The sequence below is a fragment of the Nonomuraea sp. NPDC005650 genome, assembly GCF_040605375.1.
GTDB lineage: Bacteria > Actinomycetota > Actinomycetes > Streptosporangiales > Streptosporangiaceae > Nonomuraea.
Map to the genome: position 1 here is coordinate 175,819 of NZ_JBEXCR010000008.1, position 24,394 is coordinate 200,212.

General features: G+C 72.0%; 21 protein-coding genes. 8 read left to right on the top strand and 13 right to left on the bottom strand.

Going from position 1 to position 24,394, the window contains the following annotated elements; genetic code table 11:
• From ABZS69_RS16060 to ABZS69_RS16085, 6 genes are all read right to left on the bottom strand, one after another.
• Nucleotides 1–702 (bottom strand): ABC transporter ATP-binding protein, encoded by a 702-nt coding sequence (locus tag ABZS69_RS16060; RefSeq protein WP_355372098.1) that lies wholly within the window; start codon nucleotides 700–702, stop codon nucleotides 1–3.
• Nucleotides 699–2,474 (bottom strand): branched-chain amino acid ABC transporter ATP-binding protein/permease, encoded by a 1,776-nt coding sequence (locus ABZS69_RS16065; RefSeq protein WP_355372101.1) that lies wholly within the window; start codon nucleotides 2,472–2,474, stop codon nucleotides 699–701. Before ABZS69_RS16065 ends, ABZS69_RS16060 begins: the two co-directional genes overlap by 4 nt.
• Nucleotides 2,471–3,340: a branched-chain amino acid ABC transporter permease gene (locus ABZS69_RS16070; protein ID WP_355372104.1), complete on the bottom strand. Its 870-nt coding sequence runs from the start codon at nucleotides 3,338–3,340 to the stop codon at nucleotides 2,471–2,473. The genes ABZS69_RS16065 and ABZS69_RS16070 overlap by 4 nt, the downstream gene beginning before the upstream one ends.
• A gap of 1 nt (nucleotide 3,341) precedes the next feature.
• Nucleotides 3,342–4,475 (bottom strand): ABC transporter substrate-binding protein, encoded by a 1,134-nt coding sequence (locus ABZS69_RS16075; protein WP_355372108.1) that lies wholly within the window; start codon nucleotides 4,473–4,475, stop codon nucleotides 3,342–3,344.
• Nucleotides 4,476–4,574: 99 nt separating this feature from the next.
• Nucleotides 4,575–6,290, bottom strand: a complete 1,716-nt coding sequence (locus ABZS69_RS16080; protein WP_355372111.1) for a thiamine pyrophosphate-binding protein — start codon at nucleotides 6,288–6,290, stop codon at nucleotides 4,575–4,577.
• Nucleotides 6,287–7,735, bottom strand: a complete 1,449-nt coding sequence (locus tag ABZS69_RS16085) for an aldehyde dehydrogenase family protein (RefSeq protein ID WP_355372113.1) — start codon at nucleotides 7,733–7,735, stop codon at nucleotides 6,287–6,289. Before ABZS69_RS16085 ends, ABZS69_RS16080 begins: the two co-directional genes overlap by 4 nt.
• A 198-nt stretch (nucleotides 7,736–7,933) precedes the next feature.
• On the opposite strand from ABZS69_RS16085, the gene ABZS69_RS16090 reads away from it, so the two are divergent.
• Entirely contained in the window at nucleotides 7,934–8,707 is a 774-nt protein-coding gene (locus ABZS69_RS16090) for an IclR family transcriptional regulator (protein WP_355372116.1), read from the top strand.
• Nucleotides 8,708–8,713: 6 nt separating this feature from the next.
• Here the strand turns inward: ABZS69_RS16090 and ABZS69_RS16095 are convergent, their stop codons facing one another.
• A complete protein-coding gene (locus tag ABZS69_RS16095) occupies nucleotides 8,714–10,846 on the bottom strand; it encodes a PQQ-binding-like beta-propeller repeat protein (protein WP_355372119.1) in 2,133 nt (710 codons plus the stop codon).
• A 176-nt stretch (nucleotides 10,847–11,022) separates the two neighbouring features.
• Between ABZS69_RS16095 and ABZS69_RS16100 the strand changes: the two genes are divergently transcribed.
• Complete coding sequence (locus ABZS69_RS16100) at nucleotides 11,023–11,970, top strand: ThuA domain-containing protein (protein ID WP_355372123.1); 948 nt, start codon at nucleotides 11,023–11,025, stop codon at nucleotides 11,968–11,970.
• 15 nt (nucleotides 11,971–11,985) lie between these two features.
• Here the strand turns inward: ABZS69_RS16100 and ABZS69_RS16105 are convergent, their stop codons facing one another.
• From ABZS69_RS16105 to ABZS69_RS16115, 3 genes are read right to left on the bottom strand one after another with little or no spacing between them, the layout of a single operon-like run.
• Complete coding sequence (locus tag ABZS69_RS16105; protein WP_355372126.1) at nucleotides 11,986–12,180, bottom strand: ferredoxin; 195 nt, start codon at nucleotides 12,178–12,180, stop codon at nucleotides 11,986–11,988.
• A gap of 16 nt (nucleotides 12,181–12,196) precedes the next feature.
• The gene (locus ABZS69_RS16110; RefSeq protein ID WP_355372128.1) at nucleotides 12,197–13,390 is read right to left on the bottom strand and encodes a cytochrome P450; all 1,194 of its coding nucleotides are present in this window, start codon (nucleotides 13,388–13,390) and stop codon (nucleotides 12,197–12,199) included.
• The gene (locus ABZS69_RS16115; RefSeq protein WP_355372131.1) at nucleotides 13,383–14,060 is read right to left on the bottom strand and encodes a TetR family transcriptional regulator; all 678 of its coding nucleotides are present in this window, start codon (nucleotides 14,058–14,060) and stop codon (nucleotides 13,383–13,385) included. The genes ABZS69_RS16110 and ABZS69_RS16115 overlap by 8 nt, the downstream gene beginning before the upstream one ends.
• A gap of 175 nt (nucleotides 14,061–14,235) precedes the next feature.
• Here ABZS69_RS16115 and ABZS69_RS16120 point away from each other — a divergent pair, with 175 nt between their 5' ends.
• Together ABZS69_RS16120 and ABZS69_RS16125 are read left to right on the top strand one after the other, a co-directional pair.
• A complete protein-coding gene (locus ABZS69_RS16120) occupies nucleotides 14,236–16,809 on the top strand; it encodes a DUF6493 family protein (RefSeq protein ID WP_355372134.1) in 2,574 nt (857 codons plus the stop codon).
• A gap of 2 nt (nucleotides 16,810–16,811) precedes the next feature.
• Nucleotides 16,812–17,714: a hypothetical protein gene (locus tag ABZS69_RS16125; protein WP_355372136.1), complete on the top strand. Its 903-nt coding sequence runs from the start codon at nucleotides 16,812–16,814 to the stop codon at nucleotides 17,712–17,714.
• Between the two features lie 29 nt (nucleotides 17,715–17,743).
• Here the strand turns inward: ABZS69_RS16125 and ABZS69_RS16130 are convergent, their stop codons facing one another.
• Complete coding sequence (locus tag ABZS69_RS16130; protein ID WP_355372139.1) at nucleotides 17,744–18,076, bottom strand: helix-turn-helix transcriptional regulator; 333 nt, start codon at nucleotides 18,074–18,076, stop codon at nucleotides 17,744–17,746.
• Nucleotides 18,077–18,166: 90 nt separating this feature from the next.
• Here ABZS69_RS16130 and ABZS69_RS16135 point away from each other — a divergent pair, with 90 nt between their 5' ends.
• The 4 genes from ABZS69_RS16135 to ABZS69_RS16150 are packed head-to-tail and all read left to right on the top strand — an operon-like array spanning nucleotide 18,167 to nucleotide 20,522.
• On the top strand, nucleotides 18,167–19,159 hold the full coding sequence (locus ABZS69_RS16135; protein ID WP_355372141.1) for a zinc-dependent alcohol dehydrogenase family protein: 993 nt from the start codon (nucleotides 18,167–18,169) through the stop codon (nucleotides 19,157–19,159).
• Nucleotides 19,160–19,201: 42 nt separating this feature from the next.
• On the top strand, nucleotides 19,202–19,759 hold the full coding sequence (locus ABZS69_RS16140) for a helix-turn-helix domain-containing protein (RefSeq protein ID WP_355372519.1): 558 nt from the start codon (nucleotides 19,202–19,204) through the stop codon (nucleotides 19,757–19,759).
• 22 nt (nucleotides 19,760–19,781) lie between these two features.
• On the top strand, nucleotides 19,782–20,114 hold the full coding sequence (locus tag ABZS69_RS16145; RefSeq protein WP_355372143.1) for a cupin domain-containing protein: 333 nt from the start codon (nucleotides 19,782–19,784) through the stop codon (nucleotides 20,112–20,114).
• Between the two features lie 12 nt (nucleotides 20,115–20,126).
• Complete coding sequence (locus ABZS69_RS16150; RefSeq protein ID WP_355372146.1) at nucleotides 20,127–20,522, top strand: tautomerase family protein; 396 nt, start codon at nucleotides 20,127–20,129, stop codon at nucleotides 20,520–20,522.
• Here ABZS69_RS16150 and ABZS69_RS16155 read toward each other — a convergent pair whose 3' ends face one another.
• On the bottom strand, nucleotides 20,523–20,843 hold the full coding sequence (locus ABZS69_RS16155; RefSeq protein WP_355372149.1) for a DUF6300 family protein: 321 nt from the start codon (nucleotides 20,841–20,843) through the stop codon (nucleotides 20,523–20,525).
• Complete coding sequence (dnaE, locus tag ABZS69_RS16160; RefSeq protein ID WP_355372152.1) at nucleotides 20,840–24,370, bottom strand: DNA polymerase III subunit alpha; 3,531 nt, start codon at nucleotides 24,368–24,370, stop codon at nucleotides 20,840–20,842. The genes ABZS69_RS16155 and dnaE overlap by 4 nt, the downstream gene beginning before the upstream one ends.
• Nucleotides 24,371–24,394: the final 24 nt, after the last annotated feature.

Sequence of the window (24,394 nt, forward strand, 5' to 3'; positions counted from 1 at the left end):
TCACAGGCCGAGGTAGATGCGGCGGACCTGGGGGTCGTCGCGGAGTTCGGCCGAGGTGCCGGTGGCGGCGATCTCGCCGTTCTCCATCACCAGGCAGGTCGTGGTGACGTCGAAGGTGAGCTTGGCGTTCTGCTCCACCAGCAGGATGGCCAGGCCGTCGGCGTTGAGCCGCTTGAGCACGGCGGCGATCTCGGCGACGAGGATCGGCGACAGCCCCATCGAGGGCTCGTCCAGCAGCATCACCTTGGGACGGCACATCAGCGCCCGCCCGACGGCCAGCATCTGCTGCTGGCCCCCGGACAGGGCCCCCGCCAGCCGGTGGCGCATCTCGCTCAGCACCGGGAAGACCGCGTACACCTCGTCGATGGGCGTGCGCTTCCAGCTCTGGGTGTAGGCCCCGAGCAGGAGGTTCTTCTCGACGCTCAGGCCGGGGAAGACGTGCCGTCCCTCGGGGACGTAGCCGATGCCGTGCCGCACCAGGGTGTGCGCGGGCGCGCGCAGGAGGTCGTGCCCGCCGAAGCGGATCGCGCCGGCCTGCCGGGGCGCCAGGCCCATGACGGCCTTGAGCGTGGAGGTCTTGCCCGCGCCGTTGGCGCCGATGATGCCCAGCGACTGGCCCGGTTCGACGGTGAAGGAGACGTCGTGCGCGGCCCGTACGCCGCCGTAGTGGACGGAGAGGTTCTCGACGGTGAGAGTGCTCAACGGGTGGCCTCCTCGGCGGTGGGGGCGGTCATCGAGTCGCCGAGATAGGCGGCCACGACGTCGGGGTGCACGGCGACCTCGGCGGGCGGGCCGTCGGCGATGACGCGGCCGCCAGACAGGACCGTGACCTGCTCGCACAGCGACATGACCAGGCCCATGTTGTGCTCGATGATCACGACGGTCACGCCGGAGTCCCTGATGGAGCGGACGATCTCGCCGAGCCGGCGCACCTCCTCGCCGTTCATCCCGGCGGCGGGCTCGTCCAGCAGGAGCAGGCTCGGCCGCATGGCCATGGCGCGGGCCAGCTCGATGCGCCGCTGGATCCCGTACGGCAGCGAGCTCGGCTCCGCGTCGGCGACCTCGGCCAGCCCGAACCGCTCGATGAGCTCCTCGGCCCGCTCGCGCAGCGCCCGCTCGTAGCCCAGCACCTTCCAGGGCAGGCTCGGGTAGCGCCAGATCCAGGTGGCCGGCGTGCGGTCCAGGCCGATGAGCAGGTTCTCGCGCACGCTGAGGTCTTCGAACAGGCGCAGGTTCTGGAAGGTCCTGGCCACGCCGCGGTGCGACAGCCGGTACGGCGCCGCCCCGGTCACGTCGCGCCCGAGCAGCCGCACCGACCCCTGGGTGGGCGTGTAGAAGCCGCTGATGACGTTGAACAGCGTCGTCTTGCCCGAGCCGTTGGGCCCCACGACGCCGCGGATCTGCCCGGCGGGCACGGTCAGCGACACCCCGTCGAGCGCGACCAGGCCCTTGAACCGCTTGGTCACGTCCCGGATCTCCAGCACGTCGCCGTCCGAAGTGGCGGGCGCGGCCTCGTACGGCCGGAAGGGGCCGAGCTGGGCCCGCGAGCCGTCGCGGCGCCGCCGCAGGAGCTGGCGGGGGAGTCCGGCCAGGCCCTTGGGCGCGAACACCACCACGAGCACGACCACGAGGCCGTAGCCGAGCTGGGCGTAGGCGGAGGCGTCCAGCAGCGCCTCCCTGACCAGGGAGAGCGCGACCGCGCCGACGACGCAGCCCAGGATGCTGCTCCGGCCGCCGATGATCACCATGGCGAGCAGCAGGAACATGTTGGCGATGTTGAAGGACTCGGGCGCGACGAAGCGGATGAGCCCGGCGTACAGGACGCCCGCGACGCCGCCGTACAGGCCGGACAGGACGAACGCGGTCATGCGCAGCAGCGGGATCTCCGCGCCGAGCGCGCCGGCCGCGAGGTCGTCGTCGCGCATGGCGCGCAGCCTGCGGCCCAGCGGCGAGTGGGTGACGAGCAGGGCGAAGGCCAGGACGAGCGCGAAGACGATCAGCTCGACGTAGTAGAACAGGTAGCCGCTGGACAGGTCGACGCCGAACATGGGCGGCACCGGCAGGTCGCTGATGCCTTCGGCGCGGCCCGCGACGGTGGCGTTGGTGACCCAGTTGGTGAAGGCCAGCGCCAGGCCGAGCGTCACGATGCCCAGGTAGTGCGACTGCATGCGCAGCGCGGGCACGCCCACGAGCGCGCCGAAGACCGCGGCGGCCACCACCGCCAGGACCGCGGCGGTCCAGAAGCCGAAGCCGGCCTGCGTGGTGAGGATGGCCACGGTGTAGGCGCCGACGCCGAAGAAGGCGACCTGGGCCAGGTTGATCTGCCCGGCCACGCCCATGGTCAGGCCGAGGCCGACGGCCAGGATGGCGAAGATGATCGCCACGTCGGCGACGTGCATCGAGTAGCCGTCCAGGCCGTAGGGGAGCAGCCAGGCGGCCACGGCGACGGGGACGAGCCAGGCCAGACGTCTCATGCGCGGTTCACCGTGGCCTCTCCGAAGATGCCGGTCGGGCGGATCATGACCACGACGGCGAACACCAGGAACGTCACCAGCTCGGAGTACTCCTGGAAGTTGCCCGCGGCGAACGAGTCGAGCAGCCCGAAGGCCAGCCCGCCGACGATCGCGCCCGGCATGCTCCCGAAGCCGCCCAGCATGGCGGCGGCGAACCCCTTGATGCCCAGGGTGCCGCCCATGGTCGGGTTGACGTACAACATCGGCCCGACCAGGCTGCCCGCCAGCGCCGCCAGGCCCGCGCCGATGGCGAAGGCCATGGCGTTGCTGCGCCCGACGTGGATGCCGACCGCGGTGGCGGCCTGGTGGTCCATGGCGACCGCCTGCATGGCCGCGCCGCGCTTGGTGCGCTGCAGGAACAGCGCCAGCAGGCCGGTCGCGGCCGCCGCGACCGCGATCACGAGCACGTTGTACGTGGGGATCCGGACACCGGCCAGGTCGATCGGCTCGGTGGCGACGGGGGAGGGCACGGCGTGGCCGGTGGCCCCCCAGACGAGGACCGCCCCCGCCTCCAGCACCGCGCCGAAGCCGATCGTGCCGATCAGCATCAGCGTGAAGTCCTTGTTCTCCAGGGGGCGCAGGAAGCGCTCGATCACCAGGCCGATGAGTCCGGTGACCGCGATGGCCACGACGATCGCGACCGCGAAGGGGAGCCGGCTGGCCAGGTAGAACGTGGACGCGGCGTACGCGCCGATCATCACGACGCTGCCGTGCGCGAAGTTGACCAGCCCCATGGTGCGGTAGACGATCGAGAACCCCATCGCCACCAGCGCGTACACCGCTCCGAACGTGACCCCGCCGATCAGGGTCTGAAGGAATACCTGCACGTCAGCTCGCGGCCTCGGGCACGACCTTGCCCTCCTTGACCAGGCCGATCTTGGTGGTGTGGATGCCGACGCCGTTGGCGTCGTAGTCGTAGTCGCCCAGCAGCCCGGCGCGCTTGACGCCGCGGATGGCGTCGGCGAGCTTCTGCCCGCCCTCGCCGTTGGTCCGCTTGAGCGCCTCGATGAGGATCGACGCGCCGTCGTACGCCTTGGCGACGTGCATGCGGGCCTCCTCGTTGTAGGCGGCCTTGTACTTGGCGGCGAACGCCTTGATGGCGTCGCTGGCGTCGTTGCTCAGGTAGGGCGAGCTGACGATCGAGCCCTCGGCGTTCTTCAGCCCGGCCGTGGTGGCGTACACGTCGGTGCCCATCGGGGCGCCGCCGGCGAAGACGGCCTTGAGCCCCAGCTCGCGGGCCTGCTTGGCGATCAGCCCCGACTGGACCTCCTCGGCGCCGATGAACAGCACCTCCGGGTCCTTCTCGCGGATCTTGGCGAGGTTGGCGTTGAAGTCCTTCTGGTCGGGGGTGACGACCTCGTCGGCCAGCGGGGTGACGTTCCTGGTCTTGAGCGCGTTGAGGAAGGCGTCGTGCTCGCCGCCGCCGTACGCGCCGTTGTTGCTGATCAGCGCGATCTTCTTCTGCCCCTTGTCGTCGACCAGGTACTTGGCGAGCGTCTCGTCGAAGGTGACGCTGGTCGGCGCGTTGAGGAACAGGAACGGGCTCTTCAGCTCGGCCAGCTTGGGCGACTGGCCCGAGGTGATGTTCGGGATCTTGGCGTCCTTGAGGATCGGCGCCATGGCCAGGGTGACCGCGCTCTCGGCGGTGCCCAGCATGGCGATGTAGCCCTCGCCGGCGATCTTCCTGGCCACGTTGGTGCCGACGGTCGGGTCGCCCTGGCTGTCGAACAGGTCGAGCTGGATCTGCCGCCCGTTGACGCCGCCGGCCTTGTTGGCCTCGTCGACGGCCAGCTTCACGCCCTTGTGCTCCCACTGGCCGAGCGAGCTGAGCTGGCCGCTCTGGGCGTTGACGTTCGCGATCTTGATGGGGCCGGTGGCGCCGGCTCCTGACTGGTTCGACTGTCCGGGTGGGGCGCAGGCGGCGAGCAGGAGCAACGCGACCGCGGCGATCGGAAATCTCACGATTCACCTCTGGGGGTAGGTGAGAGAGTTAATTCACGGACTAGTACGTTCGTTATAGCGCCGCACGGATGCGGAGGAAATATCGAACGCGCAACGGTTTCAGTCGGAGAACATCCCCTGATAGATGTCCTTGATGTTCCAGTGGCCGGGTGTCGGCACCGGTTCGTTCACCATCGGCACGTCGATGACCGCGGGACGCCGGTTCGCGACGGCCGCGCGCAGGGCCGCGCCGAGCTCGGCGGGCGTGGTGACGGTGTGGCCGTCGGCGCCGCACGCGACGGCGAGCGCGGCGAAGTCCGGGCTGTAGGGCCGCCCGGCCGGGTCGGTGAAGTCGCAGCCGTGGCTGCGGCCGAAGTGGGCCGCCTGCAGGTCCGAGATGGTCCCGTGCGACCTGTTGTTCATCACGACGAAGATCACGGGGGCGCCCTGCTCGACCGCGAGGGGCACGGCGGGCAGCTGCGCGCTCATGCCGCCGTCGCCGACGAGCGCGACCACCGTCCGCTCCGGCCGGGCCAGCTGCACGCCCACCGCCGCGGCCGGGCCGAACCCCATCGTGGAGGCCCCGCCTGGGGTGATGAAGCGCCCCCGCGGCGGCAGCTCGTAGCACTGGGCGACGCCGTTCTTGTTCCAGCCCACGTCGGTGACCAGCACCGCGTCCGCCGGGATCGCGTCGCGCAGGTCCGCCAGGATGCGCTCCGGCCGCAGCGGGAAGTCCTCGCTCCGGCCGCGCTCCCTGCTCGCGGCGAACAGCCCGGATCTGGCCTGGCGGATCTTCTCTCTCAGCTCCGGCCGCTCGGCCGGGGGATGGGCCTTGGCGGCCTCGGCCAGCGCCCTGACCGCGAGCCCCACGTCGGCGACCGCGCCGATGGTGACCGGATAGTTGCGGCCGAGCTCGGCCGGGTCGATGTCGATCTGGATGAGCGTGGTGCCGCCGGAGAAGTCCCACGTGAAGCGCGGGTCCCAGGAGCTGGCGTCGGTCTCGGCGAAGCGGGTGGCCAGGGCGAGCACGACGTCGGACTCGCGGGCGTACGCGTTCGTCAGCTCCAGCCCCCAGAAGCCGGTCATGCCCAGCACGAGGGGGTGGGCGTCGGGCACGGTGCCCTTGGCCATGAGCGAATGCGCGATGGGGAGGTCCAGATGCTCGGCCAGCGCGATCAGCGCATCGGCTTCCTCGCGCAGGCCGCCGCCGACGTAGAGGAGCGGCCGGTCGGCCGCCGCCAGCGTCGCGGCGATCAGCTCGGCGGTGGCCTCGGGCAGGCCGGGCGGCGCCGCGCGGCTGATCGGCGGGTACGGCGCCGCGGGCCGGGAGAAGACGTCCATCGGCACGTTGACGAGCGTGGCTCCCGGGCGTCCCGACAGCGCCGTCCAGAAGGCCCGTTCCACGGCCCTGCCCAGGTCCTGGGCGCGGTGCACGTTCCAGGCCCGCTTGACGAAGGGGCGGAAGACCGACGCCTGGTCGCCGTCGGCGTGCAGGTTGATCTCCTGGTGCGGGTGGCGGCCCCGGTAGTAGGAGGGGATGTCGCCGGAGATCACGACCAGGGGCACCGAGTCGAGCGCGGCGGTCATGACGCCGGTGGCGGCGTTGGTCAGGCCGGGCCCGACGTGCACGAGCAGCACGCCGGGTTTGCCGCTGGCGCGGGCGTAGCCGTCGGCGGCGTGCGCGGCGGCCTGCTCGTGGCGGGCGATGACGAAGCGGACGCGGCTGTCGGCCAGCGCGTCGAGCACCGCGATGTTGGTGTGCCCGCAGGTGCCGAAGACGTACTCGACGCCGAGCTCCTCCAGTTGCGCCACCAGGGCATGAGCGGCGGTGGTCATTGATCTCCCCAGATGGTCAGCCCTTTGAGCATGAGGGTCTTGGTCACGGTGAAGTCCTCGATCATCCAGCGGGGCGACTCGCGGCCGATGCCGGAGTCCTTCACGCCGCCGAACGGGACGTGGTCGAGGCGGAAGTTGGAGGAGCCGTTGACGATCAGGCCGCCGACCTCCAGCTCCCGCCAGGCGGTGACGATGCGGCGCACGTCGTGCGTGAAGATCCCGGCCTGCAGGCCGTACGTGCTGCGGTTGCACTCCTCGATCACCTCGTCGAAGCCGTCGTAGGGGAGCACGGCCACCAGCGCGCCGAACACCTCCTCCCTGACGACCCGCGCGTCGCGGGGCGGCGCGACCACGACGGTGGGCGCCATCACGGCTCCTTCGCGGCTGCCGCCCGTGGTGATCCGGGCGCCCGCCCCGGCGGCCTCGGCGCTCCAGCGGACCACGCGCTCGGCCGCGGCGTCGTCCACCATCGAGCCCACGTCGGTCGCCGGGTCGAGGGGGTCGCCCACGGCGAGGGCCTTCACCTCGCCGGTCAGGGCGTCGGCGAATTCGTCGAAGCGGGCGCGCTGGACGTAGACGCGCTGGACCGAGATGCAGCTCTGGCCGGAGTTGCTGTAGCCGGTGCGGGCGCAGACCCGGGCCGCCTCGGCGAGGTCGGCGTCCTCGCACACGATGGTCGCGGCATTGCCGCCGAGTTCGAGCAGCACCCGCTTCGGCCCGGCGGCGTGGGCGACGGCGTGCCCGGCCGCGACGCCGCCGGTGAAGCTCACCACCGCGATCTCCGGCGCCGCGCACAGCCGCGCGCCCACCTCGCCGCCGCCGTGCAGGACCTGTACGGCCTCCACCGGCATCCCGGCGTCGAGCAGCAGCTCGACCAGTGCCGTGGAGACGGCCGGGGCCTGCGGCGGCGGCTTGACGACGGTGGTGTTGCCCGCGGCGAAGGAGGCGGCGAGCTTGTGGGCCAGCAGGTTCGCGGGCGCGTTGAACGGCGTGATCGCCAGCACGGGGCCCGCGGGGGCGCGCTGGGTGATCGCGGTGTTGCCGACGCCCCGGCCCCAGCCCGCCACCGGCAGTACCTCGCCGCCGATCCGCCTGGCCTCGGCCGCCGCCACGGACAGGGTGTCGGCCACCCTCAGCACCTCGCCGCGCCCGTCCTTGAGAGGTTTGCCCAGTTCGAGCGCCAGCAGGGCGGCGAACTCCTCGCCCCGCTCGCCGAGCGCGGCGGCGGCGCGGTCCAGGATGTCCGCGCGGGTGGCCGGGGCCAGCCGCGCGATCGCCCTGGCCGAGCGCCGGGCGTAGTCGAGGGCTGCGGTGACGTCCTCGGCCTGTGCCGTTCTGGCCCGGCTGACGACCTGGCGGACGTAGGGGCCGACGCGCTCGGCCTGCGGTCCTTCGGTGAGCCACTTGCCGGCGACTAAGCAGCCGGCCTCGTGGATTGCGTTCATGACGGCTCCATGGATCCGCTAAGCGGTTCGTTTGAACCGCACTGTGGATGAGCTCACGGTATGAGGACCGTCAAGGTTCTGGCAAGACCCTGATCCATGTAGCGGATCATCTGGACCGTCAAGCGGACCGGATGTTAGCCTGCGGAGCGCATGAGAAGGTGGGCAGCAGGTTCACCTTCTACCCACAAGTGAGGACCCGTGCCTTCGAACCTTCCCGCAGAGTCCGGTGAGAGCGGCGGCGTGCGCAGCGTCCAGCGGGCGTTCGACATCCTGGCGCTGCTCGGCGAGGAGCGGCGGACGCTGACCATCCGCGAGGTCGTCGAGGAGACGGGGCTGGCCAAGACGACGGCGCTGCGGCTGCTGCAGACCCTGGAGCACATGGGGCTGCTGTGGAGCACGCCGAAGGGCTACGCGGCCGGTCCCGCCCTGTGGCGCTGGGCCCACCTGGCCCGTTCGGCGTGGGAGCTGCCGCCGGAGACCGTTCAGCTCATGCGCGAGCTGGGCGCGCGGCAGCGGGAGACGGTCAACCTCTACGTGCTGCGCGACGTGCACCGCGTCTGCATCGCCCAGCAGGAGAGCCCGCAGCCGCTGCGTCACGTCGTACGGGTCGGCGACGAGCTGCCGCTGTGGGCGGGGGCCTCCTCGAAGGTCCTGCTCAAGGACGCCCCCGAGCGGCTGCTGTCCCGGGTGGCCCGCTCCTCCCCGTACGGCGAGTCCCACACGGTCACCCTGCGGGAGTGGATCGGCCAGGCGGCGCGCGACGGCTACGCGGTCAGCCACGGCGAACGCGAGCCCGGCCTGTCCGCGGTCGCCGTGCCCGTGACGAGCGGCTCGGGGGCGACCGTGGCGGCGCTGACGCTCAGCGGCCCGACGGTGCGCTTCGGCGACGACCGCGTCGAGGCGTTCGCCGCGGACCTGCGGGAGGTGGCCAAGCGCATGTCGGAGCGCGGCTTCGACCACCCCCTCGCCTGAGCGCCGTCAGTAGACGACGATCTTGCCGGTGTTCTGCGGGAAGATCGCGTCGTTGTAGAAGTACTCGCCCGCGGTGTCGAACGTGTGGGTGAAGGACTGGCCGGGCATCAGCACGCCGCTGTCGAACTCGTACTCGAAGAACGACACGGCGGCGTGCGCGGACTTGTTGTCGGCCGGGTTGACGAAGGTGACCGTCGTGCCCTTCGGCACCCGCAGGTGCTGGGGCGACATGGCGTTCTGGGCGACGGTGTTCTCGGTCGGGCCGGGCCGCTGGTTCGCGGCGTCCCAGATCCGGCCGAGCGTGACGGTGGTGCCGGCGACGGCCCCGGTAACGGCCGGTGCCCTGATGTCGTTGCGCTTCCTGGGCGGCGTGGGCGTGGCCGCCGGGGCCACCTTGCCGCCCAGCTTGAACGCCCACAGATGGTCGCCGCGCGGGATGTCCGGATACGGCAGCCCGTTGCCGCCGGCCAGGACCGCGAGGTACTGCTCGCCGTCGATCTCGTAGCTGATCGGGCTGGTGTGCACGCCGGCGCCGCACTGGAAGCTCCACAGGATCCGGCCGTCGGTGTCGTCCATGGCGTGCAGCAGCCCGTCGGGCCCGCCCTGGAACATCACCCGGCCGCCGGTGGTCAGGATGCCGTTGCCGTGCGCCAGCGACCACTCGCGGTCGAGGGTCCACACCGGCTTGTTCGTGCGCGGGTCCACGGCCGCGATGCCGCCCGCGAAATACTCGCCCAGCGGGCGCGAGGTGTTGACCCGGCCGTCGTGGGTGTTGGAGAAGCCGGAGTTGATCAGCCCGTAGCCGACGTAGATCCAGCCCGTATGCGGGTTGTACGACAGGTGCGCCCAGTCCGCGCCGCCGCCCGCGCCGGGGAAGATGATCGTGGCCCGGTCCCAGTGCGGCGTGTAGAGGCCGCCCCAGGCGTAGAACGGCACCGGTCTGGTCGCCTTGCCGAACTCGGGCGCCTGCGTGATGAACGGCTCCCCGCCGGGGAAGGGCTGCGTCGGCGCGGTCTTCTGCCGGGGGTCCTGCGGCACGGGGCGTTCCTCCACGCCGTGCAGCGGCTCGCCGCTCTCCCGGTCGAGGACGTAGAACATGCCGGCCTTGCTGCCGTAGACGACGGCCTTGCGGGTCCTGCCCTTGACCTTGATGTCCACCAGCACGGGCGCCATGACGTTGTCGAGGTCCCAGATGTCGTGGTGCACCGACTGGAAGTGCCACCTGCGTTCGCCGGTCTTGGCGTCGATGGCCACGATCGAGTTGGCGAACAGGTTGTCGCCGCCCCGGCCGGAGCCGTCCAGGCGCGGGTAGGAGCCGCCGAACGTCCAGTAGACCAGGCCCAGGTCCGGGTCCACGGCCGGGTGGATCCACGGCACCGCGCCACCGGTCTTCCAGGACTCGCCCTCCCAGGTGTCGTTGCCGAACTGGCCCTCGCCGGGGCACGCCCAGAAGGTCCAGGCGACCTCGCCGGTGGCGGCCTTGAGCGCGTACGCCCGGCCGCGTGCCCCGCCGGTGCTGCCCTGCATGCCGACGTAGATCAGCCCGTCGTGGTAGACGACGGCGCCGGCCAGCGTGCCGGTCAGGCCGCCGCACTGGCCGTTCTGCGGGTCGCAGCCGCCGGTGTCGCCGCCGCCCTCGTCGTCGGTGATGAGCTGCCGCTGCCAGACGACCTGGCCGGTGTCCTTCTTCAAGGCATAGACGATGTTGGCGCCCGAGGTGGAGAAGACCAGGCCCTCGCCGAGGGCGACGCCGCGCATGTTGGTCTGCCTGGTGCCGAGGTTGGTCTTCCACCTGATCGCGCCGGTCCTGCCGTCCACGGCGAAGACGTTCTGCTGCGTGGTCTGCACGTACAGGACGCCGTTCTCGACGACGCAGGTGCTCTGCTGGTGCGCCGCTGTGCTGCCGCCCTCCAGGTTGACGTGCCAGGCGCCGCCCAGGCGGCCCAGGTTCCCGGCGGTGATCTGCTTGAGCGGGGAGTGGTTGTGGTTGCCCAGGTTGCCGCAGACCTTGGGGAAGTCCTTGCCGGTGACGCCGAGCGCGGCCGGCTGCTTTTCCGTGCTCGCCAGGGCGGGTTCGGCGGTGGTCGCGGCGGTGCTCAGCGCCGCGGCCGCGCCGATGAGGAAGTTACGTCGTTCCACTGGCACACACACCTTCAGTGGTCCGCTACATGGACCTATTGATCCATATGACGGACGCACCATAAGCCTCGGCCGATCGTGAAGGCAAGAGCTTGTCCTCGCGTCGGACCGTGGTTACGCTCGAACCTCTTAGTGGACCATCCGATCCGCCTAGTGGATCGAGGCATGAGGTGCCCATGCGTACCAGACTGTCGATCGCCGCCCTCACGGGTGCGGCGGCGCTCCTGCTCACCGCCACCGCGCCCGGCTCGGCCGCGCTGTCCTCCGGCGAGGGGGCACGGAATCTCGGCGATCCCGACTACGGCGTGTGCCGCGGCACCGACCCGCGCTGCTACCACGACTGGGGGAACTTCGACCCCGCCAAGGGCTACCGGCTGCTCGTCTACAGCCGCACCGCCGGGCCCCGCCACGCCCACCTGGGCACCCCGCTCGGCCCCGGGCTCAACCCGCCGCTCAACGACGACAACGTCGCGATCAAGGCCGTCCTCAAGCTGGGCCAGGACAACGGCTTCGCCGTCGACTACACCGAGGACGTCACCCAGCTGTCCTCGGCGGGGCGGTTGCTGGCGTACAACGCGGTGATGTTCCTCAGCACCACCCGCGACACCCTCGACGACGCCGCGCAGACCGCGCTGCGGCAGTACATCCGGGCCGGCGGCGGGTTCGTCGGCGTGCACAACGCGTTCGGCACCGAGTACAACTGGCCCTGGTACGAAGGGCTGCTCGGCAATGCCAACTTCTACGACCACGCCGCCAACCAGCCGGGCACCGTCGTCACCGCGGACCGGCGCGACGTCTCCACCCAGGGGCTGCCGCAGCGCTGGGCCTTCACCGACGAGTGGTACAACCTCGTCCCGTTCCCCACCCGCGTCCGCGTCCTGGCCAGGGTCGACGAGAGCACGCTGGCCCGCGGCGTGCGCGGCAACCTCGGACACCCCGGCCACGGCGGCGACCACCCGGTCAGCTGGTGCCAGTACTACGACGGCGGCAGGGCCTGGCTGACCACGCTCGGCCACGATGTCAAGGCGTGGACCGACGAGCCGATGGACGGTGACCAGTACTTCGTCCGGCACCTGCTCGGCGGCGTGCAGTCCGCCATGGGCATGGCGCCCTTCTGCCGCTGAGCAGGCGCCGGCGGGTCATTCCTCGATCCGGATGGCCAGCGCCGGGCACACGGCCGCGGCCTGCCGGACGTCGCCGGCCAGCGCGGCGGGCGGCGCCGGGTCGAGCAGGACCACGACGCCGTCCTCCTCCCGCTGGTCGAACACGTCCATCGCGGCCATGACGCACTGCCCGGAGGCGACGCACTTGTCCTGGTCGATGATTACCTTCACGGCTGATCCTTCCGGGTCACCAGGCGACGGGGAGCTCGTAGACGCCGTAGACCTGGCCGTCGTGCTTGAACGGGATCTGCTCCAGGTCCGCCGCCAGGCGCAGTGACGGGACGCGCCGGTAGAGCGTGCTGTAGGCGACCTGCAGCTCCATCCGCGCCAGCGGCTGGCCCAGGCACTGGTGGACGCCGAAGCCGAAGGCCACGTGACGGCGGGCGTCGCGGCGGATGTCCAGCTCGTCGGGGTCGGGGAAGACCGCGGGGTCGCGGTTGCCGATGTCGTTGGCCAGGATCATCCCCTCGCCCGCGCGGATGACCTGGCCGGCGATCTCGATGTCTTCGAGCGCCACCCGGCGGCGCCCGCTGTGGGTGATGTTGAGGTAGCGCAGCAGCTCCTCCACCGCGCTGGCGACCAGCCGCGGGTCGTCGTTGTGGCGCAGGAGGGCGAGCTGGCCCGGGTGCCGCAGGAGGGCGAGCGTGCCGAGGGCGATCATGTTGGCGGTGGTCTCGTGCCCGGCGACCAGCAGCAGCACGCCCATCTGGGCGGCCTCCTGCCGGGTCATCTCGCCGGCCTTGACCCGCTCGGCCAGCTTCGACAGCAGGTCGTCCGCCGGGGCGGCGAGCTTCTCGCCCATCAGGGAGTCCAGGTACTCGAACAGCCTCGCGCCGGCGGCGGCCCGCTCCTCCGGCGTCGCGCTGCGCCTGATGACGGTCTTGCTGTTGTCCTGGAAGAAGTCGTGGTCGGTGTACGGCACGCCGAGCAGCTCGCAGATCACCAGCGAGGGCACCGGCAGGGCGAACGCCTCCACCAGGTCCACCGGGTTCGGGCCGGCCAGCAGGTCGTCGATCAGCTCGTCCACGATCTTCTGCACGGCCGGGCGCATGGACTCCACCCGCCTGACGGTGAACTGGGCCTGCACCATCCGCCGCAGCCGGGCGTGCTCGGGATCGTCCATCATGATGAAGCTGATCGTCGTGCCGCCGAGGCGGGGCGCCTGGATCGGGTAGCCGGGGCGGGTGGCGTCGGCGCTGACCCTGGGGTCGGCCAGCAGCGCCCGCTGCTCGGCGTACGTGGACACCAGCCACGGGGTGCTGCCGTCCCACAACCTGACCTTGGCCAGCGGCCCCTCCTCCTGCAGGGTCCGCAGGGGCGGCGGCGGGTCGAACGGGCAGCCCTCGGCTCTGGGCATCGGGAACTCGTGGATCTCAGTCATCGCCGGCTTCCTTTGCGTGAGGTCGTTCGGGGGTCGAGATCGTGATGGGTGCGGTCCACAGCCCGACGGTCGCGTCGATCAGCCCGGTCGCCGCGTCGTGCCAGCCGGCACGGGGCGTGGGGGCGTCCTCGGCCAGCGCGCGCTCGCGCTCGGCGCACATCTGCACCATGAGGTGGCTTGTCATGGCCCTGCGCTCGGCCCGTACGCCGGGCGGCAGCTCGGGCAGGCACCGCTTCAGCTCGCCGATGATCTCGACGAGCGCGGGCGAGCTCAGCGCGTCGTCGACCATGATGCCGCGCAGCACGGGATCGGTCATCACCTGCGCGCCGAACCGGGCGAACCAGGTGGGGCTGCCCAGCTCGGCCAGATGCTCGGTGACCGGGCGCACCAGGCACGCCACCCAGTCGCGCACCTCGTCGGACCCGGCCGTCTCCGCCAGCATGCGCCGCCGGATGCGCTCGATCCGCTCGGTGTGCTTGCGCACGATCGCGTGCACCAGGTCGGTCTTCGTGCCGAAGTGGTAGCCGACGGCGGCGTTGTTGCCCTGCCCGGCCGCCTCGCTGACCTGCCGGTTGGACACGGCGAACACCCCGTGCTCGGCGAACAGCCGCTCGGCCGCCGTCAGGATCTGCTCGCGGGTCTCGCCGGCCCGCTCGGTCCGCACCGTCATGGTCACCGCGTCCCGGAGGGGCGGCTCTCACCATGTCCTTGACTCACCATGACCTCCCCGAGTCGACCCCCTCCCTGCCAGCCAATCAGGTGCAGAGTCGTAAGTCAAGCGACTGATTTAACTCGTGATCGGGTACGCGGCGAAAGTGTCGGCGACGCTGGTTAATGTCCCCGCTGTGGATCACTGGGTAGAGATCGAGAAGCTGATCGTGGACCGCCGGGCCGACCGGCTCGCCGAGCGGGTCAAGACGCTGGACGAGCAGGCGCGCAAGGAGGTCGCGGCCCGATTACCGGAGCTGCTGAAGGAGCTACGCGGCCGGTTCGGCCGATGGGGCGATGGCCTGGCCGACTACGGGAGCGCGCTACGGGTGGCGGGCGCGGCCACCTTCGGCGGGGCGGCGGCCGTGGCGTCGTGGCTCTACCGGCGCGACTTCGCGCCGCAGTGGGCCGGCCCCGACGCCGACGTCGGCCTCGTCCTGTCGGTGCTCGCCGACCGGCCCGCCGCCTGGCGCGCCGACCTGGCCGAGCGGCTGGTGCTGCGCCTGCGCGGGTCCGACGACCGCGGCATGGAGCTCGCCCTGGCCCTGCTCCGCAAGAGCGGCATCGAGCCGCCGCCGCACGACCCGCTGGTGGCCGGCTGGGTGGCTCGTGAACCGTCGCCGTCCCTGCCCTACGACCCGCTGCTCGACCACCTGCTGCCGCGCCTGTTCGAGGCCCAGGGGGTCGGCCGGGTGCTCCAGTGGGAGCGGTCGCCGCAGGAGGGCTGGCTGCGGGCGCTGCTGGAGGTGGCCGCGTCGGGCCGGGGCAGGCGCGAGGCGCTGATCGACGGCTGCGTGCGCCGCTTCCTGCTCGGTGGCACGCCCATCGACCTGCGGTTCTTCGTACGCCTGCACGAGGCGCTGGCCCCCTCGCCCGCCGAGGGGGCCGCCCGCGCCCGCGACTACCTGCGCCTGCTGCCCGCCTCCCCGGGCCCCGTCGCCGAGCTGGCGGTGAAGCGGCTGCGCGCCTGCGGCGATCTCGGCGCCGACGACCTGGCCGAGGCGTGGGAGTCGCTGCTGTTCCGCGCCGAGCGCAAGCTGGTGCGTGCCGGGATCTCGTGGCTCGACCGTTCCGTACGGCGCGCGCCCGAGCTCGCCGGCCTGGTCGCCGGGCCGCTGGCCGGCGCCTTCGCCGCCGACTCGGCCGAGCTCCAGGAGAAGGCCGTCGAGCTGGCCGTCGCCCACGCCGGCCGCATGACCGAGGAGGGGCGCGCCACCGTACGCGAGGCGATCGAGCTGCTCCCGCCCCACCTCGGCCTGCGGGCCGCCGCCGCTTTCGCGGGCGGCAGCGTGGCCGAGGCCGAGCCCGTGTTCGTGCCGCCGCCCCTGCCCCCGGCGCCCGAACGCGCCGGCGCGTTCCCGCCCCCGATCGAGTCCGTCGAGGAGCTCGGCCGGCGGATGATGGACAGGGCCGGCTCCTGGCAGGAGTGGGAACGGCTGCTCGCCGGGTTCGTCACGCTCGTCGGCAGCCATCGGGCGGGCGTAAGGGCGGAGCTGCGCTCCCGGCTGATCGACCGGACCGCCTGGATGTACCGGCAGGAGACCTGGGAGCCGGCCGACGTGTGGCTCCAGGGCGCCGCGCATTCCCTGGCCGAGACCGCGACCGTCCCGCGCGCCTGGCAGCGCTTCATGCCGAAGCACGGCCTGCCCGCCCCGCTCCGGCTGCTGCTGCATCGCGCGGCCGAGATCCTGCGAGCCGTCGAGGAGGACACCCTCCCACCGCTGCTGCTGGCCACGCCCACGCACAGCACCGGGCACGTGGCGGCGGCCGAGCTCGTGCGGCGGCTGGAGGTGATCGAGGCGGCCGGGGCCAAGCCGCTGGCCGCCGACCTCCAGCAGGCGCTGCTGCGCCTGCCGCGCACCCCGGATCCCGAGGCCATGCGGCGGGCGGCGCGGCTGACGTCCGGCGCGGGCCGGATCGTCGCCGGGTGGACCTGCCCCGAGGTCGAGATCGAGCTCGAATGGAGGTGCAACGGCCAAGGCGCCGACCACGACTGGCATGACCGGAGCCATTCCCACCACATCCTCCTGGTGCCGTCGGCCACTGCCGCGCCCACCGGGCTGCCGCTGGTCGACCTGATGCTCGGCGTCCCCGGTAACTGGGGCGACGCCGAGCACCGCAACTGGTGGCCCGCCATGCTGCCCTCCCACCGCGAGGCCGCCGCCGCGCACCTCATGCCGTACCTGCTCAGGCGCTACTGGGAGCACGACACCGTCGGGCCGGAGCAGGCCCGCGAGCTCGCCCGCGCGGAGGGGCCGGTCGGGACGGCGTTCGCGGTCGTCCTCGCCCGGGTCCTGGGCGACCCGCGGATGCCCGAGTCGGTCGACGTCCTGCTGGAGACCGCCGCCCGGGACGAGCTGCCCGCCGAGGAGGTTGGCCGCCAGACCGGGCTGCTCCTGGCCAGCGGAGAAGTCCGTCTGATCGACATGATCGCCGCGCTGGAGGCCGCGGCCCGGCGCGGCGCCCACGCGCACGTGTGGCGGATCGCCGCCGCGGCGCTGCCCGAGCTGCTGCCCAGACCGGGCGAGCGCCCCCGCAACGGCCTGGCCGCCTTCGTCGGCCTCGCCGCCGCGGTGGCGGAGTGGGGCGGGGCGCGCGGCGAGATCCCCGAGGTACGCGCCATGGCCGCCCGCAGGGGCGACAGCGGCCTGCTGCGCGAGATCCGCCGGCTGCACGGCCGGCTCACCGGCGACGACGGCAAGGAAGGATGACCATGGCGGCCAGACGGTCCCGTAAGAACAGATACTGGCGCTCCCGGCACGACGAGGGTCACGCCATGCGGATGGCGATCGGCGACCTCGCCCGCGCCGCCGCCGAGCCGGGCTGGACGCGGCTGGCCGTGCGCCGTGCCCAGGTCGGCCCGCACGCGGTGACCACGGTCACCCGCGACGGCCGCGAGATCGCCGCCGAGGGGATGGACGAGCCGTTCCAGCGCCTGCGCGAGCTCTCCTACGAGGCCGACGCCGGCACCTGGTTCACCTGCGAGCTGGCGTTCTCGGCCGGCAGCCGGGGCTACACCGGCAGCGTCGACTCCGCCGCGCCGCCGTTCGAGGACGTGCCCCCGTCGGCGGCGCTGGCGGAGCTGACCACGTTCCCCCGCGCGGAGCCGCCCGGGTGGCTGCTGAGCGCGCTGCCGACCGCCGCGCCCATCGGCCTGCCCACCCCGTGGGGCGACCGCCGCGAGAGGTGGGACCGCAACCTCGGCGACCGCCCCCCGCCTCCACCGCCGCACCACGGGGAGCTCGCCTACCTCCCGGCCACGACCATGGCCTGCCGCGACTTCGGCACGAGGGACAAGCACAACCGGCACCTGGTCTACCTGGTGGAACAGGTCGACGATCGCGAGGCCGAGCAACTCGTCGTGATCGGCTACGAGGAGGCCTACCGGGTCGCGCGGCACGGCCTGCGCGACACCGATGAGGGAGTGCGCTCGATCACCCTGGACGGCGCGGCGCTCCGGTTCGAGCTGACCGGGGAGGCCGCCGACGCGCTGGGGACGGAGACCACCTTCGAGGTCCGCCTCGAACTGCCGCCCGAGGCGATCGCCGAGCTGGGCGCCGCCCTGGGGAAGGCGCTCGCACCCGTCGCGGGGGCGCTGGAGCGCATCGGCTTCTGAACGGGCCTCTCGCCACCGGCCGCGGCGTGCTACCCCGAGGGAGGCGGGGTCGCGCGGGCCCGCGAGGTGGTGAGGGCGTCGAGCAGCCCGGGGAACGCCTCGTCCATGTCCGCCCGGCGCAGGGTGTTCATCCGCGAGGTCCCGACGTAGTACTGCCGGATCAGGCCCGCCTCGCGCAGCACGTTGAAGTGGTGGGTGGCGGTGGACTTGCTGACCGGTATGTCGAAGTCGCCGCACTTGATGTCCTCGCCGGACGCGTCGAGCTGCGTGACGATGCTCCGGCGTACCGGATCGACGAGGGCCTCCAGCACCTGCTGGAGGCCGAACTGCGACACCTCGGGGTGCGGCGGTGTACGTGCCATGAGCCAATGGTACGACATTCATCGAAGTTTGACGCTCATCGTACTTCTCTCTACAGTGGGCCGCGTTCGCAGCGAGACGAGGACGGTGTCATGGCCAGGGCTGTGCGGTTTCACGAGGTCGGCGGGCCCGAGGTGATGCGGCTGGAGGAGGTGGAGCCGGGCGAGCCGGGGCCGGGCGAGGTGCGGATCCGGGTGGACGCGATCGGGATCAACCGGGCGGAGGCGCTGTTCCGGAGCGGCCGGTACATCGAGTCGATCGAGCGGTTTCCGGCCGGGCTCGGCTCCGAGGCCGCCGGTGTGATCGAGGCGGTCGGTCCCGAGGTGGCCGGGTTCGAGGAGGGCCAGGCGGTCAGCGTCGTGCCGAGCTTCTCGTACAACGACTACGGCATGTACGCCGAACGGGCGATCGCGCCGGCGAGCGCGCTCGTGCCGCGCCCCGACGGGGTGGACGCGGTGTCCGGCGCCGCGGTGTGGATGCCGTACCTGACGGCCTACGGCGCGATGGTGGAGGTCGGCGGGATGCGGGCGGGCGACGTGGTGGTGGTGAACGCGGCCTCCAGCAGCGTCGGCCTGGCCGCGATCCACACGGCCGGTCGCGTGGGCGCCACGCCGATCGCCGTCACCCGGACCCGTGCCAAGAGGTCGCGGCTGATCGAGGAGGGCGCCGCCGAGGTGATCGTCTCGGACGAGGAGGACGTGGCGGGCCGCATCCTGGCGCTGACCGGCGGGCGGGGCGCGGAGTACGTCTTCGACGCCGTCGCCGGGCCGGGCGTGACGGAGCTGGCCGGAGCCGTGGCGGCCGGTGGGACGCTGTTCCTGTGGGGCGCGCAGAGCGGGCAGCCGACGCCCTATCCGGGGTTCGAGCTGGGCATGCCGGCGCTGAACCTGCGCACGTACACGGTGCACGAGATCACCAGAGATCCCCTGCGGATGCGCCGCGCCACGGCGTTCGTCGCCTCGGGGCTGCGCGGCGGGGCCTTCCGCGCGGTGGTGGATCGCCTGTTTCCGCTGGAGGAGATCGTGGAGGCGCACCGGCACATGGAGTCGAACACCCGGTTCGGCAAGATCGTCGTCACGGTGTAGTTGCCTTCTGTACCTACTAGTATGTACGCTCATGACGTGGACATGAGGGAAAAGCTGATCGAGAGCACCCGCGAGCTGCTGTGGGAGCGCGGATACGTGGGCACCTCGCCGAAGGCGATCCAGCAGCGGTCCGGGGCGGGCCAGGGCAGCATGTACCACCATTTCCGCGGCAAGCCCGACCTGGCGCTGGCCGCGATCGCCCGCAGCGCCGAGGAGATGCGCGCCCGCGCGGAGGCGGAGCTGTCCGGGCCGGGCGGCCCGGTCCAGCGGATCACCGTCTACCTGCGCCGGGAGCGCGACGCGCTGCGGGGCTGCCCGGTCGGCCGCCTGACGCAGGACCCGGACGTGATGGACGATCCCGAGCTGCGCCGTCCGGTCGAGGAGACCTTCTCCTGGCTGCGGACCAGGCTCGCCGCCGTCCTCGCGGAAGCGCGGGCGGCCGGTGAGCTCGGGGCCGGGCCCGACCCGGCCGCCACCGCCACCGCGCTCGTCGCGGTGCTGCAGGGCGGATACGTGCTCGCCCGCGCCGCCGCTGACGCCGAGGTGTACGCGCAGGCCGTGGACGGCGCGCTCGGCCTGCTCGCCGGGCACGTCCGCTGAACGGCACGAAGGGAGCACCCGCATGAACATCGGCCGCGAGCACCTGGTCACCGGCGACCTGACCGGCCGGCCCGGGCGGATCGACCGGGTGGAGACCCACCGGGTCACCCTGCCGCCGGGGGCGGCGAGCGGCCCGCACACCCACCCCGGCGGCGTCGCCGGCTACGTCACCGGCGGCCGGATCGTGTACGAGCTCGACGGCCACCCCGCGCTGGAGCTCCGGGCGGGGAGCGCCTTCTTCGAGCCCGCGGGCGCGACCGTCCGCCGCTTCGACAACCTCTCCGCCACCGAGCCTGCCACCTTCGTCGCCAGTTACCTGCTCACCGGTGACCAGCCACTGATCGAATCGCTGTGAAAGAAGGAACCAATGCCCTTTGTTCGTATTGACGCGCTCCGTGCTGACCGGCAGCGGCTGGAGGCCCTGGGCCGGGCCGTGCACGACGCCCTGGTCGAGGCCATCGGCATCCCGCAGGACGACCTGTTCCAGGTGCTCACCAGCCATGACGGCACGCGGGGCACGTTCCGCTACGACGACGGCTACCTCGGCATCCACCGGGACGACGACCTCGTGTTCGTGGCCGTCACCATGCGCGCGGGACGCACCGCCGACCAGAAGCAGGCCCTCTACCGCAGGATCGCCGAGCTCGCCGAGGAGTACGCGGGCACCGAGCCGCGGAACGTGTTCGTCACGATCACCGAGAACACGCTGCTCGACTGGTCGTTCGGCGAGGGCGTGGCGCAGTACGCCGCCGCCGGCGCCTGACTAGAGCTCGCCGCGGCGCCAGGCCTCGGTCTCGGCCCTCAGCGCGTCCTCGTCCGGCCGCGGCGGTCGTGCCCGGTCGATCCAGTGGCGCAGCGCCCGCGCGAGCCGGTCCGCGTGCTCCGGCCGGACGGATCCGTGCACGGCGAAGTACGTGACGACCGGCCCGGCGGCGGGATCGCCGGCGTCGCAGCGGGCGCACAACAGGACCTCGCTGACGCCCCTGACCTCGTGCCCCGACGCGTTCGTCCAGGTGTGGGGCAGGCGCAGGACGGCGAGGACGTCGCCGGCGCGGCACCGGGGGCAGATCCGGCCGCCGGTCATGCTCCGCCGATCGCGTCCGCGCCGAGCAGGGCCTTGACGTCGCCGTAGAGCGCCGGCTCCGCGGTGACCCGGAACGGCCGCAGGTCCAGCAGCACGCTCCTGGCGCCGGGGCGGTGCAGGCGCACGTGTACGGGCGCGCGCCCCGGATGGGTGGTCAGGATGTGCTTGAACTCCTGGACGAGCCGCGGGCTCAGCTGGGTCTCCTGGATCGAGATCACCACGGGAGGCTCGGTGTCCGCCCGGGAGACGTCGAGGAGGGCGATCTCCTCGCCGTACACGCTCATCGTCTCGTCGCGCACGTTGATCCGGCCCCGCACGGAGATCACGCGGTCCTGGGCCAGCGTCTCGCCGTACAGGGTGTAGGTCTTGGGGAAGACGAGGACCTCCACGGCGGCGTCGTGGTCCTCCAGGGTGACGATCGCCCACGGGCTGCCCTGCTTGGTGACCTTGCGCTGCAGGCCGGAGACGATGCCGCTGATCCGGACCGCCCCGTCCTGCCGCCCGGAGGCCAGCAGGTCGGCGACGGTGGTGTCGCGGTTGGCGTCCAGGACGCGTTCGGCGCCGTCGAGGGGGTGGCTGGAGACGTACAGGCCGAGCATCTCGCGCTCGAAGGCCAGCAGGGTCACGCTGTCCCATTCGCCCTCGGGGATCGCGATCGAGAAGGCGTCGCTCTGGCTCGGCTCCCCGAACAGCGAGTCCTGGCCGCGGGCCTCGTTCCGCTTCACGTCGATGATCGCGTCCACGGCCTGCTCGTGGACCGCGACCAGGGCCTTGCGTTGGTGCCCCAGGCTGTCGAACGCGCCGGCCTTGGCCAGCGACTCGATGACGCGCTTGTTGCAGACGGCGGACGGGACCTTGGAGAGGAAGTCGTTGAAGTCGGTGTAGTGGCCCCGGGCCTCCCGGGCGGCGACGACGGCGTCCACGACGCCGGCTCCGACGTTGCGTACGGCGCCGAGCCCGAAGCGGATGTCGGACCCGACGGCGGCGAAGTCGAGCCGGCTGGCGTTGACGTCCGGGGGCAGCACCTTGATGCCGAGGCGGCGGCAGTCCGACAGGTAGACGGCCATCTTGTCCTTGTCGTCGCCGACGGAGGTGAGCAGCGCGGCGAGGTACTCCTGGGGGTGGTTGGCCTTGAGGTAGGCGGTCCAGTAGGAGACCAGGCCGTACCCGGCGGTGTGGGACTTGTTGAAGCCGTAGCCGCTGAAGGGGACGAGGACGTCCCAGACGGCCTTGATCGCCTCGGCGGAGAAGCCGCGCTCGCTCATGCCGGCGCGGAAGCGGTCCCATTCGGCGTCCAGGACCTCTTTCTTCTTCTTGCCCATGGCCCGGCGCAGCATGTCGGCCGCGCCCAGGGAGTAGCCGGCCAGCTGCTGGGCGATGGCCATGACCTGCTCCTGGAAGACGACCAGGTGGTAGGTGTCGCCCAGGATGGGCTCCAGCACCTCCGCCAGCTCGGGGTGGATCGCCTCGACCGGCTGCTTGCCGGTCTTGCGCAGGGCGTAGTTGGTGTGGGCGTTCATCTCCATCGGTCCGGGCCGGTACAGCGCGTTCACCGCGGCGATGTCGGTGAACGTGGTGGGCTGCATGAGCTTCAGCAGGACCCGCATGCCGCCGCCGTCCAGCTGGAAGACCCCGAGCGTGTCGCCGCGCGCCAGCAGCCGGTACGTGGTGGCGTCGTCGAGCGGGATGTCCAGGATGTCGATGTCGACGCCCTTGTTGGCGCGGACGTTGGCGATCGCGTCGCCGATCACGGTGAGGTTGCGCAGGCCGAGGAAGTCCATCTTCAGCAGGCCCATGTCCTCGGCCTGGGTGAAGGGGAAGCCGGTCACGATCGGGCCGTCGGCCTTGGGCTTGACCAGCGGGATCACGTCGATCAGAGGCTCGCTGGACAGGATCACGCCCGCGGCGTGGATGCCGGTGCCGCGGGTGAGGCCCTCGATGCCGGCCGCGGTGTCGAGCACCCGTTTGACGTCGGGGTCCTGCTCGTACATCTGGCGCAGCTCGGCCGCCTCACCGTGGCGCGGATGGCCCTTGTCGTGGACGGCCGCCAGCGGGATCTCCTTGCCGCCGACCGCCGCGGGGAACGCCTTGGTGATGCGGTCGCCCAGCGCGTACGGCAGGCCCAGCACGCGGCAGGAGTCCTTGACGGCGGCCTTGGCCTTGATGGTGCCGAAGGTGACGATCTGGCAGACGCGGTCCTCGCCGTACCTGCGGGTGACGTAGTCGATCATCTCGTCGCGCCGCCGGTCGTCGAAGTCGAGGTCGACGTCCGGCATGGAGATGCGCTCGGGGTTGAGGAAGCGTTCGAAGATCAGTTTGTGCTCGATCGGGTCGAGCTGGGTGATCCCCGTGCAGTACGCGACGATCGACCCGGTCGCCGAGCCGCGGCCGGGGCCCAGGCCGATGCCGCGCTCGCGGGCGTGCCGGCAGATGTCGGCCACCACCAGGAAGTACCCGGGAAAGCCCATGGCGCCGATGACCGACAGCTCGTAGTCGATGCGGTCGAGCACCTCCTGCGACGGCTCGCCGCCGTAGCGGCGGCGGGCGCCTTCGAGGGTCTCCCTGCGCAGCCAGCTCGACTCGCTCTCGCCCTCGGGCACGGGGAAGCGCGGCGTCAGGTCCCGGTGGGCGAACACCTCGCCGTAGTCGCCGACCCGCTCGGCGATCAGGAGCGTGTTGTCGCAGGCGCCCGGCACCTCGGCGTCCCACAGCGCGCGCATCTCCGCGGCGGACTTGACGTAGTAGCCGCTGCCGCTGAACCGGAACCGCTCGGCGTCGGCCAGCCGCTTGCCGGTGCCCACGCACAGCAGCGCGTCGTGCGCCGGGGCCTGGCCCTCGGTGACGTAGTGCGAGTCGTTGGTGGCCAGGGGCGGCAGGCCGAGCTCCTTGCCGAGCCTGAGCAGCTCCTCGCGGACCCGGCGCTCGATGGCCAGGCCGTGGTCCATCAGCTCCAGGAAGTAGTTGTCCCTGCCGAAGATGTCGCGGTAGCGGGCCGCGGCCTCGACGGCCTCGGCGTACTGGCCGAGTCGCAGCCGGGTCTGCACCTCGCCGGACGGGCAGCCGGTCGTGGCGATGATGCCCTGGCCGTACTCGGCGAGCAGCTCATCATCCATACGCGGATATTTCTGGACATGGCCTTCCAGCCAGGCCCGCGACTGCAGCCGGAACAGGTTCCGCAGCCCCTGCGCGCCGGCCGCCCACATCGTCATGTGCGTGTAGAGGCCGCGCCCGGAGACGTCGCCGCCCTCGCCGGTCTCGTCGTTGGAGCGGCGCAGCGCGAGGTTGTCGCTGTAGTACACCGCCCGCCGGTGATGCCGCGAGAGCGGGGCGACGTAGCTCTCGATGCCGATGATCGGCTTGACCCCCGCCTTCCGCGCCGCCTGATAGAACTCGTACGCCCCGTGCACGTTGCCGTGGTCGCTCATCGCCACCGCGGGCATCCCCTGCCGGGAGACCTCATCCATCAGCAGCCCGACCTTGGCGGCGCCGTCGAGCATGCTGTACTCCGTGTGCACGTGGAGATGCACGAAAGATCCCACCGAATCCACGCC